A 17804-nucleotide genomic window follows, 5' to 3' on the forward strand; every position below is an offset into this window, starting at 1 on the left:
CCCGGGCCCGTCCGGCGATACCCGGCCGACGGCCTCGGGGACACCGTGGAGGAGCGGTGGCGGCGGCTGCGCGAGGACGAGGTGCGGACCTCCGACGGCCGGCTGTCGGAGGCCGCGGGCGTCGCCGAGGCGATCTCCCTCGTGGTCGCCGCACTGCCGGCGGATGCCTCCGACGCCGCTCCCTGATCCGGTGCGACCGGCAAGGATCCCTACGGCAGGGGCAGGCGGGTCACCAGGCGGAACCGCTCCGCCACGACCGGGGTGTCGTCGTCGACCGTGAAGTGCGGGTCGCCGATGGCCTCCCGCATCTGCGGGCCGTGCCAGAACTCCTCGTGGCCCGAGCGCCATTCGGCCACTGACGTGAACCCCTCGCCCTCGTCCAGCGCGTGCCGCAGGTCCACGTCCGCCAGCCGCAGGACCCGTACGTCCGTCACCTCCAGGACACCCACCGGACGCTCGGCGGAGTCCACGATCACCATCCGCTCGCCCGCCACGGGCAGCGGGTCCCCCGCCGCCTCGTAATCGGCCAGGACGCCCGTGGTCGTGGTCTTGGCGCCGCTCAGGACGGCCGCCACCAGCTGGTCGCGCAGCGGGCCGGGGAAGGCGAACTCGATGGGCGGGAGGTCTGCGTAGGCCGTCATGGAACCCAGCCTACGGTCCTGCGGGCGGCCCGGCCCGCACCGGGAGGCGTCCTGGCGGAAACATGCCGCGAACCGTCACAAGCGCGCCAACTCGCTCGTGTGAAAGACCAGTTGAAACGAGCCACCCGGTGGACTGGACCTTGACGCGGAGCTGTGCGTACCGCTTTGCTGTGCGTGATCTTCCAGCCACACCGCCCAACCGCCCGCGTCCTGGAGGGAAACCCGCGGATGTCGCCCCCTCCGCCGCCCCTCGGCCGCGCCCGCAAGCGGGACGCCCAGCTCTTCGATCCCGCCCTCTGCGACACGGAACTCGTCGACGTGCGCGCGCAGTTCACCCAGGGCCGCTGGGCCAAGGCCCGCTCCCTCCTCGTCGCCACGGGGGACGACTGGGACCGCCGGGGGCACCGTCTCGTGGTCCTCGCCGAAACCCCGGCCGCCACCGCATGGGCCCGCGAATGGCTCCTCGCCGAACCGGAGAGCGCCGACGCCGTCACCCTCCTCGCCTGCGCGGCCGTCTTCGGCGCCCTGCGCCGCAAGGGCACCCCCGAGGCCGCCGAGGAGGCCTGCCGCCGCGCCGCGGCCCTGCTCCCGGCCGACCCCACCCCCTGGCTCGGCCTGCTGCTCCTCACCCGCGCCTTCGGCACCGAAGAGGAGTTCAGCCGCCACTTCGACCAGGTCCGCGCCCGCCACCGCGAGCACCACCACGCCCACCACCTGATGGTCTCCCGACTGGCCGAACGGGCCCCCGCCGCCGGCAGCGACCCGCTCCACGAGGTCTACGACTTCGCCGCCTGGGCCGCCGAGGAGTCCCCGGCCGACTCCCCGCTCGCCGTCCTCCCCGTCATCGCCCACGCCGAGCGCTACCGCGTCCTCGCCGCCGGGCAGGGCCACGGCCCCGACGCCGGAGCCGAGCACTGGTCCGGCCGCCGCGCCCGCCAGGTGCTGCGCTCCGCCTTCGACTGGTGGCTGGAGTGGGAGCGCGAGGACCACCCCCGCAACCGGGTGGACCTCAACTTCCTCGCCCACGCCAAGCTCTGCGAGGGCCGCCCCGCCGAGGCCGCCGCCCTCTTCCAGCGCATCGGCAGCCACGCCACCCAGGCCCCCTGGTCCTACCCGGACCGCGACCCGCACAAGGCCTTCCTCGCCGCACGCAGCGCCGCGCTCGGCACCGCCTGACCTCAGCCCGGCCCGCACCGCCCAGCACGAAGACCTACAGCCAGTACCGCTCAGCCAGAACCACGCAGCACGCACCGCTCAGCCAGAACCACTCGGTACGCACCGCTCAGCAAGTGCCGCTCAGTCCCCACCTGAAAGGACACCCCCGCCATGCCGACGGGCAGATCCACCACGCTCACCGACCCGGCCGGCCAGGCCGAGATCCGTACGTACAAGGGCCAGGACCGCGCCCTGCGCGCCGACCGCCTCGGCACCGCGGGCCTGCTGCTCTCCGTGCTCGCCGCGAGCGCGCCACTGATGGTCGTCGCGGGCGTCATGCCCACCACCTTCGGGGTCATGGGCATCGTCGGGCAGCCCCTGCTGTTCGTGATCCTCGGCGCCGTCCTCGCCCTCTTCAGCGTCGGCTACGCCGAGATGAGCCGGCACGTCCACAACGCCGGCGCCTTCTACGCCTACATCGCGCGCGGACTCGGCCCCACCGCGGGCGCCGGCGCCTCGTTCGTCGCCCTCGTCGCCTACAGCGCCATGCAGGTCGGCGTCTACGGCATCCTCGGCTTCGAGATCTCCGGCCTCTTCGCCACCTACCTCGACACCGAACTCGCCTGGTGGATACCGGCCCTGGCCGCCGTCGCCCTCACCGGCGCGCTCGGCTGGCTGAAGATCGACCTCAACGCCAAGGTCCTCGGCGTCCTCCTGCTCATCGAGGTGCTCCTCGTCGTCGTCTTCGACGTCGCCGCCCTCGGCAAGCCCGGCCCCGAAGGCCTCTCGCTGCACGCCTTCAACCCCGAGACCCTCACCGGCGCGGGCCTCGGCACCGCCCTGTGCTTCTGCATCGCCGCCTTCGTCGGCTTCGAGCAGTCCCCGGTGTACGCCGAGGAGACCAGCAAGCCGCACATCGTCGTCTCCCGGGTGATGTTCCTCGCCGTCGGCTTCGTCGCCCTCTTCTTCGCCCTCAGCGCCTGGGCCCTCTCCGTCGCCACCGGCCCCGGCGAGGTGGTCAAGGCCTCCGCCGAGGCCGGCCCCGGCCTGCTCTTCCAGCTCACCGAGAGCCGGCTGGGCACCACCTTCACCGACGTCCTGCACGTCCTGTTCGTGAGCGGCATGTTCGCGGCGATGCTCAGCTTCCACAACGTCGTCGCCCGCTACGCCTTCGCCATGGGCCGCGAGGGACTGCTCCCGGCAGCCTTCGGCCGCACCAACAAGGGCACCGGCGCCCCCGCCACCGGCTCGCTCCTGCAGACCGTGATCTCCGTCGTGGTCGTCCTGGCCTTCGCGTTCACCGACGACACGCCGACCGGCGACCCCACCGTGCCCGTCCTGCACCTGTTCACCTGGATGGGCAGCGTCGGCGCCCTCGGCGTGACCCTCCTCATGGCCACCGCCTCCTTCGCGGTCATCGCCTTCTTCGTCCGCCGCGGCACCGCCGGCGCCCAGCTCTGGCGGCTCGGCGCGGCGGGCCTCGCCGGCCTCGCGCTGCTCGCCATCGCCGTCTACACGGTCAAGGACTTCGGCGTCCTGGTCGGCGCCCAGGAGGGCTCCGTGCTGAGCTGGGCCCTGCCCGGCATCATCGCCGCCGCCGCCCTCGTGGGCCTGGCGTACGGCCTCTTCCTGCGCTCCGGCCGCCCCGCGGTGCACGCCCGCATCGGCCTGGGCAACGAGGCCTTCCGCCTCGACCAGGCGGCGGAGTCGGCCGAGGCCGCGATCCCGGCCCCGCGCGGCTGACCCGTAGCGGACGTACGCAGCAGCAGAAGAGGGGCCCCGCCGCGGCGGGGCCCCTCTTCGTGCGTCCGGTACGGGTCAGGCCTTCTTGACCACGCTGGACTTCAGCTGCATGGCGCCGAAGCCGTCGATCTTGCAGTCGATGTCGTGCCCGTCGACCCCGTCGATGAGCCGGATGTTGCGCACCTTGGTACCGGCCTTGATCCCCGAGGGGCTGCCCTTGACCTTGAGCGCCTTGACGACGGTCACGGTGTCGCCGTCGCTCAGCACGTTCCCGACTGCGTCCTTCACGACCTGCTCCCCGGCGTCCGCGCCACCTTCGGCGCCGCCCTCGGCGGGCACCCACTCGTGACCGCACTCGGGGCACACCACGAGCGCGTTCATCTCGTAGGTGTACTCGCAGGAACATTTCGGGCAAGGGGGAAGATTCTCGTTCACCCGGACAGAATATCCCGGGCCATCCACTCCCGATCCACTGCACCCTTGCCGTCAAACGCAGATAACCCCACATGAAGTGGGGTTCTCGCTTGGCGTCCGAGGGGGATTCCCTGCTCTTGTCGGCCGCGGTCCTACCAGCCGCGGACCTTGCGCCCGTAGTCGGTGTCAGGACCGAGCAGTGCGTCGGCGACCCGCCCGCCGGAGTCCTTGGCGCCCCCGCCGAAGTTCAGCGTTCCGGCCGCGTTCGCGCTGGCGGCGACGCCGTCCCAGTATCGGGCCTCACGCTCGAAGCGCACCGGCTCGACCAGCCGCAGCAGCTCCTCGGTGTTCAGCCGTGTACCGCCAGAGGCCCAGCTGGTGGCCTGATGGGCGGCGATACCGAGCCCCGCGAGCACCGCCGGCGCGGAGACCGCATCACGCGCCTCGAAGTGCGGGAAGAGCTGGCCGATCAGCTGCGACAGCAACGGTACGAGTTCGCGCTCGGCCTGCTCGGCACTGACCCCTTCGGGCAGCTCACCCTCGTGCACGGTGGCCGAGGAGAGCCCGAGCCCTCCCCTCCCGTGCAGTGCCGTGATCACCAGGACCCGCAGCGCGGACAAGGTCACGACCTCAGGGTCAGCCTTCGTCAGCTGCCGCTTGCGCGACTGCACCAGCTTGCCGAACGGGATGATCTTCCCGTCGTGCTCGACCTTCACCGTAGCGGCGACCCGGTGGGCGAGCTGGGTGCCGATGTCGCGCTGGTCCATCGACATGGCGAGGTTTTTCGCGACGGGTACACCCTCGACGTTGCGGTCGTAGAAGATCTGCCGCGCGTCCTCGACGCTGAGCCCGAAGTACAGCTCGAACGGCAACCGTACGCTGCTGAGCTTCTCGTACGTCGTCCCGAACCGCTCTGGGTTGTCGAACAGCTCGTGCCAGGCGGCGACCTGCGTCTCTCCGTCGATGGCCACGACCGGCGCCCCCGGCAGCACGGTGATCGTACGGATCCCGCTGCCCGCGATCAGCTCCTCGCTCACTGCCCCCGGCTGGCCGTCCAGCCACAGCGTAATGGGCGGCGTGGACCAGGCCGCCCCGTGCCCGCCGCCGATGCCGGCGGCGATGTAGGAGGCGTACGAGCTCACGTTGCGCCCCTTCTGCGAGGTCTTCAGCATCCGCTGCACGAGCCCGCGTACCTCGGCGTGTCGACGCACCGCACCGGAGGCGTACTTCAGGGCGCGCTTGTCCTCCTCGCCCCGGGGCGAGGGAACGAGCTGAAGCAGCGTCGGCAGCCCCATCGTTCCGATCACGGCGTCCGGGCGGAACGGGGTGACCGTGAGCTGGATCCCCTCGACGGTCGTGGTCGGCATGGTGATGGTCATCGTGAAGCCTTTTCAGACGAGTGAGATGGGGGATCGCGGCTGAGGCCCGGGAGAGTGTGCTCACCGTGTACGCCAACACTGACAGTATTGTGTTAGCACTGTCAACGCGCTCACGGATTCCGCAGCGAGTCGTTGCGTGTACTCTTGCCCTCATGGAGGACGAAGGATCCGATTCAGCCCCAGTCGTCACGGCAGCGCAGATCGCACGGCTCGCGGGCGTCACTCGTGCCGCTGTCGCCAATTGGCGACGCCGACACGACGATTTCCCCGCGCCAGCCGGCGGGACGGCGGCAGGCCCGCTGTTCTCCCTTGCCGAGATCGAGACCTGGCTGGCCGGGCAGCGCAAGGGGCGAGGAGCCTCGCAGGAGGTCACCCTCTGGCAGTCCCTGCGCGCCGCTTACGGTGACGACATGACGGCCGCCCTCGTGAGTGTCGGCTCACACCTGAACGGGAATGCCGGCGCGGCACTCCAGGGCCAGCTCCGGGAGTCCGTAGACCAGCTGGCCGCCGAGCGCACCGCACCGCAACTCTTCGAGGACCTGATCACCCGCTTCCTCGCCTCTGCCGGCCGCAGCGGTGCGCAGGCACCCTCCTCCCCACGCCTCATCCGCGCCTTCGCGCACTTCGCCGGCCCGGTGGAGGGCTTGGTCTACGACCCGGCCTGTGGTGCCGGATCGCTCCTGCTGGCAGTCGCGGGATCGGACGCGGCCGGGCGGGCCGGGCGGGCCGGGCAAGAGCTCAACCCCGGCCTGCTCCGCCTGGCCCAGCTGAGGAGTCAGCTCAGCGGCGGCCCCCCGGCCAGCCTTGAAGCAGGTGACTCCCTCCGGGACGATCAGCATCCCGGTCTACGGGCCCAACTCGTCCTCTGCGAACCGCCTCTGGGGCAGAACGACTGGGGCCGTGAGGAGCTGCTGCTCGATGCCCGATGGGAACTGGGCGCACCACCAAGGGCAGAGAGCGACCTGGCCTGGCTCCAGCACTGCTACTTCCATGCCGCCCTTGGCGGCCGCGTACTCATCGCGCTCGCGCCGTCCGCCGCGTACCGCAGAAGCGGCCGTCGGATCCGGGCGGAACTGGTGCGCCGCGGGGCTCTCGCCTCGGTTACCGCCCTGCCTCCAGGCATGGCGACAAGCCACAACCTGCCGGTCTTGTTGTGGGAGCTTCGCCGTCCGGCGTCGCCAGATGAGGAGGTCCGGTCCGTACGCATGGTCGACCTCACGTCCAACGATCCGGATGGCCCGTTGGTACCCACCCCGGACCAGGTCGCCGATGTGCCGCTGATCGACATCATCCGTGAAGAGGTAGACCTCAGGCCGTCCTCATACGTGAAAGCGGCCCAGCCCGACTACCCGACCGAATACACCACTCTCCGCACAGCCCTCGAACGGCAACTCCGCGAATTGGCAGAGCTGTTGCCCCCGCTGCCACCTGGCCCAGGAGCAGGCTCCCTGGACGGGATCACCCCGGTGGGCGTCAGTGATCTGATCCAGGCAGGTCTGGTACGTACAGAGGAAGGCGGGGCAGCCTCCACCAGCGACCAGCTCGACACGGACTACCTGCGGGGATTCCTCCGTAGCGCGGCCAATACCCGCCGCAACACCTCCGCCACGGGCACCCATCGAGCGGACCCCCGCGGGGCCCAGCTGCCGCAGATGGCCATCGAAGAGCAACGCCATTACGGGGCGGTGTTCCGGGACTTGGGTGAGTTCGAGCGAAGGCTGAAGGAACTTGCCAGGATGGGCGATCAAGCCACCCGCCTGGCGTACGACGGGCTGACCAACGGCGCCCTCGCGCCAGAGGCTGCACACAACGTGACATCACAAGACACAACACGAGAAGGTGCCGAGTGAGCAACACCAACCAGGAACTTGCCGACTTCATCTGGTCGGTGGCCGATCTGCTGCGCGGCGACTACAAACGCTCGGAGTACGCCAAGGTCATCCTGCCGCTCACGGTACTGCGCCGCTTCGACTGCGTGATGGATGAGAAAGGCACGCGAGAGGCCGTATGGGCACGAAACGACTCGTTCGCAGGTGAGCGCAAGGACTCGCTCCTGATCGGAGTCTCGGGGCTCCCGTTCTTCAACACCTCCCGACTGAGCTTCAAGACCATCGGCAGTGCCGACAAGGACGTCTACTCCAACCTCAAGGCTTACATCCGCGGCTTCTCCCCCGAGGTCATCGAGATCATCGATCGGTACGACTTCCACATTCAAATCGAGCGCCTCAAGGACGCCGACCTTCTGTACCTGGTGGTCGCGGAGTTCGCGGCGATGGACCTAAGCCCGAGCAAGGTCAGCAACCACGACATGGGTTACGTCTTCGAGGAGCTGATCCGCAAGTTCGCGGATGCCTCCAACGAGACTGCCGGTGAGCACTTCACACCGCGCGAGGTCATCAAGCTGATGGTCGAACTGCTCCTGGGCCCCGACGAGGAACTGATCCGTAGGCCCGGCGCGGTCATCGACATCCTGGACCCGGCATGCGGCACCGGCGGCATGCTCGCCGCCGCGGAAGAACACATCAGGGACCTCAAGCCGGGCGCCCGCGTCAACCTGTTCGGGCAGGAGATCAACGCCGAGTCGTACGCGATCTGCCGCTCCGACATGCTCCTCAAGGAGCACGTCGCCGGCAACATCCGGTTCGGCAACACCTTCACCCGCGACTGGCACGAAGACCGCAAGTTCAGCTACATGCTGGCCAACCCACCCTTCGGTGTGGAGTGGAAGAAGTCGGAGAAGACGGTCCGCGAGGAGCACGACGACCGCGGCTTCGACGGGCGCTTCGGGGCAGGACTCCCCAGGATCAACGACGGCTCGTTCCTCTTCCTCCAGCACATGCTCCACAAGATGCAGCCGCTGAAGAAGGACGAGAACGGCAAGGAGATCGGTGGCTCGCGCATCGCCATCGTCTTCAACGGCTCCCCGCTCTTCACCGGCGGCGCGGGCTCCGGCGAATCCGAGATCCGCCGCTGGATCTTGGAGAACGACTACCTTGAGACCATCGTCGGCCTCCCGGACCAGCTTTTCTACAACACCGGTATCTCGACGTATTTCTGGATCCTCAGCAACCGCAAGCCCAAGCACCGCAAGGGCAAGGTCGTCATGATCGACGCACGTGGGGAGTGGGTGAAGCGTCGGAAGTCCCTCGGCGAGAAGCGCAAGGAGATCTCGGAGGAGCAGATCGCCGACATCTGCGCCCTGTACCGCGACGCCGAGCAAATCGCGGCGGACCAGAACCACCCGCAGCACGCCAAGGTCAAGGTCCTCCGCAACGAGGAGTACGGCTACCAGCGCATCACCGTGGACCGCCCGCTCAAGCTCCGCTTCGAGATCACCGAGGACACGCTGGCGGAACTGGCATCCTCTGCCGCGCTCCAGAAGGTCTTGGGCGACAAGAAGTTGTCGGAGGAGGACGTAGCCAAGCGCCAGGCCCAGTTTGTGGAGGCGCTCCGTCCCCTGATCGGGGAAGTTTGGCCGACCAAGTCCGAAGCATGGGACGCCCTACACAAGGCCGTCACCTCGGCCGGCCTGATCTGGCCGTCCGGCGCAGCCTTCCAGAAGGCTCTGCGCGACGCGGTGGGCGTACGCGACCCACAGGGCGAGGTCCAGTACGCGAAACCCAAGCAGCCGGAACATGACCCCGACCTTCGCGACGCCGAGAACGTGCCGATGAACCAGAACATCGACGACTACTTGGCGGAAGAGGTCACCCCGTACGTCAAGGACGCATGGATCGCCGAGCTGAAGAACCCGAAGACGAAGCTGACAGAGCGCTACAAAGTCGGCTACGAGATCCCGTTCACGCGACACTTCTACGTGTATGGACCTCCGCGACCGCTCGCGGAGATCGACAAGGAGCTCAAGTCCCTTGGGGCTGAGATTCAGGCACTCCTGGGCGAGGTGACGAAATGACCTCGACTGTCGCGCTGAAGCGCGTGGCGCAAGTTCAATACGGGTTGGGGCAGCCCCCAATGATCTCCGAAGATGGCATTCCGATCTTGCGCGCGACGAACATCGCCAGAGGGAAGGTAACCGAACGCGGCCTTCTACGGGCAAAGCTGGAGGATCTTCCCCTCAAGCGGGCCCCACTCCTCGCAGAAGGAGAGATCCTCGTCGTGCGAAGCGGGGCTTACACCGGAGATTCAGCCCGGATCACCAAGCAGTGGGTGGGTAGTGCGCCAGGGTACGACCTGCGCGTGACGCCACTCTCCGTCGAATCTCGGTATCTAGCACATGCCTTGCTGAGCACAGTGGTCCAAGACCAGATCAAGCTAGTCAGCTCGAGAGCAGCTCAGCCCCATCTCAATGCTGAGGAACTCGGCGAGGTAGAAATCTGGGCACCTCCTCTGGAGGAACAAGTCCGCATCGCTGACTTCCTTGACGCTGAGACTGCCCGCATCGACGCGATCTCTCGGGCACACAGCAACCAAGTGGGTCTGCTTGCCGAACGGCACCGGAGCTGGCTTTCCGACCTCTCCACTCAACTCATCGGAAAGTACGGATCTGTGCGACTGCGTCACGTACTAATGGGGATCGAGCAGGGGTGGTCACCACAGTGCGAGGATCGCCTCGCAGGTGAGGGTGAGTGGGGGGTCGTCAAGGCCGGCTGCGTCAATGGGGGAACATTCGATCCGCTGCAGCACAAGCGACTTCCGCCCGCCTTGGAGTCTCGCCGCGAATACCAGCTCTTGCCCGGCGATCTTCTCATGTCGAGAGCAAGTGGATCCACTGAGCTCATCGGTAGTGTTGGAATTGTTCCGGAGCTGAACGGCCAGCTGCTCCTGCTCTGCGACAAGGTCTACAGGCTAAACGTCGACAAAACTCGAGGCCGCGCCGCGTTTATCGCCCACATGCTCCGCACCCACCCAGTGAGAGAACATCTGAAGCTCGGAATTTCCGGCGCCGCAGGCATGGCCAACAATCTGCCCACACCAGTTGTGAAAGACTGCTTGATCCCGGATGCTCCGCTCGCAGAGCAAGATTCGGCAATCGATCAGTTGACCCGCACGGGAGAGTTTGTCGATCGGACGCAGAGAGCTCTCGCACGCCAACTCGCCCTTCTCTCCGAGCGCCGCCAGGCGCTGATCACCGCCGCCGTGACTGGTCAGTTTGATATTTCCACCGCCTCCGGCCGAGGAGTTGACACCCAGTGATCACCGGCCACGACGGCTGGTCACCGTCCGTCCGTGACGTCCGCCACCGCCTCAACGTAATGGGCGGGGCGTGATCCCCATGGCGCGCGTAGAGACCGAGAACGCGTTTGAGGACGCCGTCGAGGCGGGGCTTCTGGCGCATGGATGGAAGCTGGGCCTTGCGAGGACCTACAGGCCCGAACTCGGCATTAATACTGATGAGTTGACCGCCTTCCTGCAGGCCTCACAGAAAGATGCCTGGCTTCGACTCCAGGCCGAGTACGGCAAGGACGAGGGCGCCTCGATCCTGCAGTTTGCCAAACGCCTGGCGCAGCAGATCGACGCCCGCGGCGTACTCGATGTGTTCCGGCGCGGGGTGAACGACCGGAACGTGAAGATCCAGCTCGCTTACTTCCGGCCTGCTCACACGCTCGCCACCGATGCCCTGGACGAGTACAACGCCAACCGGCTCACCGTCGTGCGGCAGTTTCGCTACTCAGCGAAGTCGTCAGACTCCGTAGACCTGGCACTCTTCGTCAACGGAATCCCCACAGCCTCCGTCGAGCTGAAGAATCACCTCACCCAACACCCCCAGAGCGTCGAAGACGCCATCCGCCAGTACCGCACCGATCGCGACCCGAAAGAGCTGTTCTTCGCCAAGCGCACCCTCGTGCACTTTGCGGTGGACCCGACCCTGGCATTCCTCACCACCCGCCTGGCGGGGAAGAAGACCCGCTTCCTGCCGTTCAACACCGGCTCGGGTGGCGCAGGGGTCACCGGCGGCGCCGGCAACCTGCCGACCACGGACGAACGGGACGGCACGTACCCCGTCTCATACCTTTGGGAACAAATCTGGAACCGAGACAACTGGCTTGAGCTGCTGGAGCGTTACCTGCACGTCGAGGACGAGCAGGCGAAGGCCGGTAAGTCTCCCTCTCACCGTCCCGGCAGCGCGCACACTCAGCCGTTGATCTTCCCCCGCTACCACCAGTGGCACGCCGTACAGCAGCTCACCGACCACGCGACCCGGCACGGCGCCGGGGAGAACTACCTCGTCCAGCACTCGGCCGGTTCGGGCAAGTCCAACACCATCGCCTGGCTCGCCCACCGGCTGTCGTCCCTACACACCCCGGAGGATCCGGCACAGCTCGGCGAGGCCATCCGTGCGAAGGGTGCCAAACCCAATGAGCCGGTCTTCGACAAGGTCATCGTCATCACCGACCGCCGGGTTCTGGACAAACAACTCCAGGACACTATCTTCCAGTTCACCCACACACCCGGTGTCGTGCGGCGCATCGATGAAGACTCCACACAGCTCGCCGAAGCACTCACCGGGTCTACCGCGCGGATCGTCATCACCACTCTGCAGAAGTTCCCGTTCATCCTGAAAAAGGTCGGCGGGCTCGGGAAGCTCCGCTACGCCGTGATCATCGATGAGGCGCACTCCTCGCAGGGCGGTGACGGCTCGGCAGCGCTGAAGAAGGCCCTCGGCTCCAGGGCCGTGGACGCCGACGGGGACCCTCTGACCGCCGAAGCCCTGGCGCGCGGCCAGCAGCCGAACATGTCCTTCTTCGCGTTCACCGCCACCCCCAAGCCCAAGACGCTCGAGCTCTTCGGCACGAAGGACCCGGTCACGGGCCAACCGGGCCCCTTCCATGTGTACTCGATGCGCCAGGCCATCGACGAAGGCTTCATCCTCAACGTGCTGGACACCTTCATCACGTACGGCACGTACTATCAGCTGCAGAACGACGCGGCCGAGCAGGTCGAGCGTCAGGTGGACCCGCGCAAGGCGCGCTCCAAGCTGGTACGTGCGGCGCTGATGTCGAACGCGTCGATGGAGAAGCGGGCCAAGATCATGGTCGATCACTTCCGCTCCCACAGCGCGGGCAGCCTCGGCGGCCGAGCCAAGGCCATGGTCGTCACCCCTAGCCGCGAGCATGCGATCCGGCTCTTTCTCGCGATCCGTAAGTATGTGGATGAGCGAGGCGCCGCGGACTGCACCCCGCTGGTCGCGTTTTCCGGTGCACGGACAGTCGATGAGGTTGAGTACACCGAGTCCAAGCTCAACGGCTTCCCAGAGAAGGAACTCCCGTCCCGGTTCGGGTACGTGCGTGCCGACGACTCGAACCCGCCGTCCGTACCCAAGCCCGAGTACCGCATCCTCGTCGTCGCGGAGAAGTACCAGACCGGCTTCGACCAGCCGCTTCTGACGACGATGTACGTGGACAAACCGCTCGCCAACGTCGCAGCTGTGCAAACGCTCTCCCGCCTCAACCGAACACACCCGCTGAAGTCCCAGGAAGACCTGTTCGTTCTTGACTTCGCCAACAAGTTCGAGGTCATCAAGGACGCCTTCCAGGCTTACTACGAGACGTCGCTGACCGAGCCGACCGACCCCAACCTGCTGTTCGACCGGCAGGACGAGGTCATGGGCTACCAGCTGCTCGTGGAAGCCGAGATGGACGCACTGGTCAAGGCGTACTTCGCGGCCTTCGACGACGGCCGCGCCACAGAGGACCAGGTCAAGAAGGCGCACGCGCGGCTCTACCACTACACGGCCCCGGCCGTGGACCGCTTCAACGGTCTCGCGGCCCAGGAGCCGGAGAAGGCCGAGGAGTTCCGCCGGGCCCTGGACTCGTACGTCAAAGCGTACGGCTGGCTCTCGCACATCATCGGCTTCGAGAACCTGGAGCTCGAACGGCTCTTCCAGTACGGGCGGTTCCTACTGCGCCGGCTCCCGCGTCCCGACGGTACCGCGGCCGCAGACATAGGCGAGACAGTCCCCAGCCACATGCTGGTCAAGCAGACCGGAGCCCCAGAGCTGAAACTGGAGGCGGTTGGAGCCCAGGTGCTGCCGGGTCTGGTGGCCCAGGCCGCAGGTGCAGCGGCGGAGGTTGAGGAAAAGTCACTCGCCGAGGTCATTCAGTCCATCAACGACGAGCTCGGCGCGGAACTGTCCACATCAGACCAGATCTTGCTCGGCCAGCTCGTTGTGACGATCGCCGAGGACACGGACATGCAGGAGGTGGCTCTGGCCCAAGACGAGGAGACCTACGGCCGTGAACTCGCGAAGGACATGGATGACTTCGTGATCAAGCAGGCGCAGTCCAATGACGCGCTGATGGTCCGCTACTTCGACGACGAGAAAGTGAACCGCCTTTTCAGGCGGGTCGCGACAGCCCAGTCGTACAACTTGATCCGGCGGCCGGCCCGCCGCGAGGCCGACCGGCAGGCAACTGCCGAACGCGCGGCGGAGTTGAAGAGCCGTGGATCGAAATCCACCGGGCCTGACGGGCCTCCTGCACCGTAATCTGCACTGACGATCACCACAAGGGAGAGGCGTGCGGCATGGGGGACGTTACTGCACCAGCCCAGGACGAGGGGCGGTTGGAGAGAGCGCTCGCCGGGCGGTATCGCCTGAACACGCTCATCGGGGCGGGCGGCATGGGTGAGGTCTGGCAGGCGTACGACGAGAGTCTGGACCGCCGTGTCGCCGTCAAGATGATGCTCGACGAGCAGCCTCACACATACGCCATCCGGAACGCCGCCCATCGCGAGGCGATGGAGACCCGGCGCCGACGCTTTCTTCGTGAAGTGCGTACGACCGCCGGACTCCACGAGCACCCTGGTATCCCGGCGGTCTACGACACCGGATTCGACGAGGCGAGCGGGCGGTTGTACGTGGTGATGCAACTGCTTAGGGGGCGTGAGATCCAAACCCTCATCGACGAGACGGACTATGATTACGAGCCGCTGCCACTTGCTTGGGCAGCGGCCATCGGAGCCCAGATCGCCTCCGCCCTGGATGAAGTCCACCGCCACGATGTCGTACACCGCGATATCAAGCCCGCCAACTTGATGCTCACCCCGGGCGGGGTGGTGAAGGTGCTCGACTTCGGCGTCGCTGCCTTGCTCGGCTCAGGTTCGAACCCCCATCTGACTCAGCCCGGGATGACCGTGGGCACCCCCGCCTATATGTCCCCCGAGCAGAGCCTTGCCAACGCGGTCGGCCCGGCCGCCGACGTTTACGCACTCGCCTGTGTGATCTATCAACTGCTCACCGGCCGTACGCCTTTCACCGAGTCCGACGGCAAATCCGTCACCTGGCACCAGGTGAACACCGACGCCCCGGCCGTCGGTGAACTACGCCCCGACGTGCCCGGCGTCATCGAGCGACTGCTGCTGCGCATGATGAAGAAGGACCCCGAGGATAGAATGTCAGCGGCAACGGTCTACGAGACCTTGCTCCCGCTGGCATCTCAGGGGACTCCGGCCGGCACCTCGCCTCTCGTCGCCGCCGGCGGGCTCGAACTCGATCCGTGTACGCCCTTCACCAGCCCGTTCGGCGGATCGGTCCGCCGCGGGCTCGGCCGAGTGGGGGCTTACACGCCTACCGTTCCGGACGCCCAGGCTACGGCGAACCCCGGTGTGTTGCCCCTGAGCGATGCCGAGGCAGAGGATGCGGCCGCGCGCGCGTCGAAACTTGTCGGTCAGAAGCAGTTCACCCAGGCGGCCGACGTGCTCACGGACGCACTGGCAAGAACCACGGACAACGCTCAGGTGGACGATCTGACTTTGTCCCTCGCGCACGTGAAGTTCCTCGCCGGGGCGCACAGCGAGGCGCTAGGTCTCTTTCAGGAGGCCGCGAAGGGTTTCGGCCGACGGTTCGGCTCGGACGACGTCGAGGTGCGGCGGTGCCTCTATTACGAGGCCGAGTGCCGCATGGAACTCGGTGAGATCACCGCCGCCGTCGCCGCCTTCACCTCATATACACAGGACGGCCCGGACGAGGGCGACGAGGACGCCGTCGACCTTCATCTGGAGGCGCTCGCCCAGATCATGCGTTTGGAAGCCGGATCGGAGCGGTTCCCACAGGCACGGGCCGCCGCGATCAACCTTCGCGATGCGACGCGACGCTATCGCGGGCCACAGGCTCCGGAACTCGCTGACATCGACGGATTCATTCAGCGGCTGGGGCGGTTCGAGTAGGCGGCGTGGAAGGGACTGCCCAGATGTATGCGGTCCCTTCCACGCGCACGACCATTCGGTGCCCGGCCGCATACCCGCCGGAAGCGGACCGCGCGCTGGCTTCGACAGCCAGCTGCGGTCTGACGCCAGGCCTGACTGATGCCGACCAGACGCCGTAACTTGTTCGGTCAGTCCTCGTCGTTCTGGCTGTCGAGCCACTCGGTGGCCAGCTCGTACAGATTTCGCTTGCCGTCCGGAGTCCAGCGCGCCGGCGCCTGCACCGAGGTCGGGGCCTCGTCCCATCCGGCAAGTTCCCAGATACGCAGGACCAACTTGTTGGCGGAATACAACTGGCCATCGTACGCCCAGAGGAGCGGCCTGCTGCGGTTGTTCTGCCAGGTCGCCTGTGCCCTGCGAGAGTCGGCTGCGATCCATTCCTTCACGGCACGAGCCTCGGGAATATTGCCCGGGACGTACATCAGCGGAGTGCTGTCTGCAAGCAGTCCTGCATTGATCAAAGTTGGCACCGTGTCGGGACGCCGCGCCCTCCGACTCTTCTGAGCGGGCGGCTGGTAGTTCTCCGGGAGGTCTGGTACCGGCTGGTCACCGCGCACATCTGGCAGGACGAGGCGGGCAAGCTCGCGGCACTTGGTCTCGTTGGTGAACGTACTTGTAAGGAACGATGTGGGACCGAACCTCGCATCGACATGGTGGATCAGCCACGAGAGCACGGACCCGGTGAGACCGGGCACCGCCGAGACCGCCGCCGCCAGGTTGTACCCCGGTTCGTCGATTTCGTCGATGTCGAGGAGCTGGAACACCAGGTGGGCGACCAGTAGGTCACCTCGCTGAGCCGCATCCGCGGCCCGCCCATGTACACGTTTGCGCAATGCGTCCAGCGCCTCGCCCACGGCCCGGTGGATGCATACGCTGCGCCATATCCGGAAGGCACTCGGAACTTCGCCGAACAACCGTGGATAGGCTCCACCTCTGCCCCGCTCCCACAAGAGTTCCGTGTCCCGCTTGGCACGTACGGTGAGCTCGGGAGTCCGATGGGCGCAAGCTAGGGCGATCGCCGCGTGGACCACCGAGCATCCTGATTCCGGAGCGGGATCAGCTTCTCCACGTTTGAAGACGTACAACTTCTGCAGGGAGAGGTCGAAGTCCTCGCGGATCAACTCTTGAGCATGGTCCAGGGCCACGAAATCTCTCTGGGACACATCGTTCTGTGTGTTAGTGGTCTCGGTGATTCGAGCTGCGTACCGCCCTCGATCGGCCCCGAGCGAGATGACCTTGACGGTGACATCTGCGTCACCAACGGTATCCGGGGTCGACTGCCTCGCTTTGTGGATCTCGGTCACCGTCTGTGCCCCGTTGACGATGCTGGCGCGACTCAGCCGCAGCTCAACCGTTTCGTCTGGGCGTCGCCTCCCCGGCCAGGTGGGCTCGATCTCGTCACACAGAATGGTGATGCCGTTGTTGAAGTACCAGAAGTTGTCCGGCTCTTCGCCGAGGGTGGCCTGGATGCCAGAGTTGATTCGCGTGAGCCCCAAGGACTTGCGGATGTTCTCGTCATAGAGACGATCCCCGTGGTCTTCGTACCACTGCGCTACCTCGGAGGCCGCAACCGACCCCTGATAGGCCACGAACGGCATGTCCCTCTTGATCCACTGAGGCATACGGACAGTGATGCCGACCGGCTCCGGAGCGCGGTCGTTCTTCAGCTGCTGGAGCAGCTCGCCCGCACCCATGAGCCGGTAGTCAAGCATCGGCCCGAGACCGAAATGGTCATCGGCCGCCCGGTCCAGGACCGCTTCCGTATCGGCGTGGAGCGGGTCGTTGCCGACGACCGCGATCACTAGGGTGATTTTGAGCCGAGTGTCCGTCAGAGCTGAATCCAACCGGGCAGTGAAGGGCAGCAACTTGTCGTTGAACAGATCGAACCGGCGCTGTTCCAGCAGGCTCAACCCGTCGATGAAGGCACGTGCGGCGTGGGTATCAAAGCCGGCCGTACCCGAGTCCTTCCACTTCGCCTGGACGAGCCAGACTTGAGCGCCGTCGGTCACGGCAACAGCGTCGATGCCGTTGTCCCGGCTACCGTCGATCACGGCATCCGCACATGCCTTGTGATCCCAGCCGGTTACCCGCCGAATAGCGGTCGCAGCAACCGCTCGGGACAGGAACGCCCGATCCCTCTCCACCTCGGAATTCCGCTGGAGGTCACTCTCGTCGACGAGCCCCCGGTATCCCCGGATCAACGCTTCACGGATCTGGTGCAGCTCCAGCGCCGTCGTCTTGATGGGTCCCCGCCCCGTATTGCCCACAGCCAGTTCTCTCCGCCCGCTCACGTACCCCGATGGCCGCGCTA

12 protein-coding genes are annotated in these 17804 nt (G+C 66.6%); 8 read left to right on the top strand and 4 right to left on the bottom strand.

Translation table 11 applies throughout. The features are described from left to right. The first annotated feature begins 45 nt into the window (after nt 1–45). Nucleotides 46–186, top strand: a complete 141-nt coding sequence (locus ACE1OC_RS31875; protein ID WP_407839898.1) for a hypothetical protein — start codon at nt 46–48, stop codon at nt 184–186. A gap of 23 nt (nt 187–209) precedes the next feature. Here the strand turns inward: ACE1OC_RS31875 and ACE1OC_RS31880 are convergent, their stop codons facing one another. Continuing rightward, nucleotides 210–641: an ASCH domain-containing protein gene (locus tag ACE1OC_RS31880; protein ID WP_407839899.1), complete on the bottom strand. Its 432-nt coding sequence runs from the start codon at nt 639–641 to the stop codon at nt 210–212. A 228-nt stretch (nt 642–869) separates the two neighbouring features. On the opposite strand from ACE1OC_RS31880, the gene ACE1OC_RS31885 reads away from it, so the two are divergent. Continuing rightward, nucleotides 870–1817: a hypothetical protein gene (locus ACE1OC_RS31885; protein WP_375953552.1), complete on the top strand. Its 948-nt coding sequence runs from the start codon at nt 870–872 to the stop codon at nt 1815–1817. A gap of 150 nt (nt 1818–1967) precedes the next feature. Continuing rightward, on the top strand, nt 1968–3539 hold the full coding sequence (locus ACE1OC_RS31890; protein ID WP_407839900.1) for an APC family permease: 1572 nt from the start codon (nt 1968–1970) through the stop codon (nt 3537–3539). Between the two features lie 75 nt (nt 3540–3614). Here the strand turns inward: ACE1OC_RS31890 and ACE1OC_RS31895 are convergent, their stop codons facing one another. Both ACE1OC_RS31895 and ACE1OC_RS31900 read right to left on the bottom strand, forming a co-directional pair. Beyond that, a complete protein-coding gene (locus ACE1OC_RS31895; RefSeq protein ID WP_250740331.1) occupies nt 3615–3974 on the bottom strand; it encodes a zinc ribbon domain-containing protein YjdM in 360 nt (119 codons plus the stop codon). Nucleotides 3975–4105: 131 nt separating this feature from the next. Next, entirely contained in the window at nt 4106–5332 is a 1227-nt protein-coding gene (locus ACE1OC_RS31900) for a DNA sulfur modification protein DndB (RefSeq protein WP_407839901.1), read from the bottom strand. A gap of 152 nt (nt 5333–5484) precedes the next feature. On the opposite strand from ACE1OC_RS31900, the gene ACE1OC_RS31905 reads away from it, so the two are divergent. The 5 genes from ACE1OC_RS31905 (at nt 5485) to ACE1OC_RS31925 (ending at nt 15457) form a co-directional block, all read left to right on the top strand. Then, nucleotides 5485–7182, top strand: coding sequence for an N-6 DNA methylase (locus tag ACE1OC_RS31905; RefSeq protein WP_407839902.1), 1698 nt, complete (start codon nt 5485–5487; stop codon nt 7180–7182). Then, nucleotides 7179–9245 carry a type I restriction-modification system subunit M gene (locus ACE1OC_RS31910; protein WP_407839903.1) on the top strand — a complete coding sequence of 689 codons (2067 nt, stop codon included), beginning with the start codon at nt 7179–7181 and terminating at the stop codon, nt 9243–9245. The genes ACE1OC_RS31905 and ACE1OC_RS31910 overlap by 4 nt, the downstream gene beginning before the upstream one ends. Further along, entirely contained in the window at nt 9242–10486 is a 1245-nt protein-coding gene (locus ACE1OC_RS31915) for a restriction endonuclease subunit S (RefSeq protein ID WP_407839904.1), read from the top strand. Before ACE1OC_RS31910 ends, ACE1OC_RS31915 begins: the two co-directional genes overlap by 4 nt. A 79-nt stretch (nt 10487–10565) precedes the next feature. After that, nucleotides 10566–13778 (top strand): type I restriction endonuclease subunit R, encoded by a 3213-nt coding sequence (locus ACE1OC_RS31920; protein ID WP_407841746.1) that lies wholly within the window; start codon nt 10566–10568, stop codon nt 13776–13778. A gap of 38 nt (nt 13779–13816) precedes the next feature. After that, entirely contained in the window at nt 13817–15457 is a 1641-nt protein-coding gene (locus tag ACE1OC_RS31925; protein ID WP_407839905.1) for a protein kinase domain-containing protein, read from the top strand. Nucleotides 15458–15624: 167 nt separating this feature from the next. On the opposite strand, the gene ACE1OC_RS31930 is transcribed toward ACE1OC_RS31925, so the two are convergent. Continuing rightward, complete coding sequence (locus ACE1OC_RS31930; protein WP_407839906.1) at nt 15625–17760, bottom strand: AIPR family protein; 2136 nt, start codon at nt 17758–17760, stop codon at nt 15625–15627. Nucleotides 17761–17804 lie beyond the last annotated feature (44 nt).

Source organism: Streptomyces stoeckheimensis (assembly GCF_045822005.1).
Lineage (GTDB): Bacteria > Actinomycetota > Actinomycetes > Streptomycetales > Streptomycetaceae > Streptomyces > Streptomyces stoeckheimensis.

Bases quoted from the DNA above. Each gene is read 5' to 3' on its own strand.
- ACE1OC_RS31885 (WP_375953552.1), top strand. From the start codon at position 870: ATGTCGCCCCCTCCGCCGCCCCTCGGCCGCGCCCGCAAGCGGGACGCC.
- ACE1OC_RS31915 (WP_407839904.1), top strand. From the start codon at position 9,242: ATGACCTCGACTGTCGCGCTGAAGCGCGTGGCGCAAGTTCAATACGGG.
- ACE1OC_RS31920 (WP_407841746.1), top strand. From the start codon at position 10,566: ATGGCGCGCGTAGAGACCGAGAACGCGTTTGAGGACGCCGTCGAGGCG.
- ACE1OC_RS31925 (WP_407839905.1), top strand. From the start codon at position 13,817: ATGGGGGACGTTACTGCACCAGCCCAGGACGAGGGGCGGTTGGAGAGA.
- ACE1OC_RS31905 (WP_407839902.1), top strand. From the start codon at position 5,485: ATGGAGGACGAAGGATCCGATTCAGCCCCAGTCGTCACGGCAGCGCAG.
- ACE1OC_RS31880 (WP_407839899.1), bottom strand. From the start codon at position 641: ATGACGGCCTACGCAGACCTCCCGCCCATCGAGTTCGCCTTCCCCGGC.
- ACE1OC_RS31890 (WP_407839900.1), top strand. From the start codon at position 1,968: ATGCCGACGGGCAGATCCACCACGCTCACCGACCCGGCCGGCCAGGCC.
- ACE1OC_RS31900 (WP_407839901.1), bottom strand. From the start codon at position 5,332: ATGACCATCACCATGCCGACCACGACCGTCGAGGGGATCCAGCTCACG.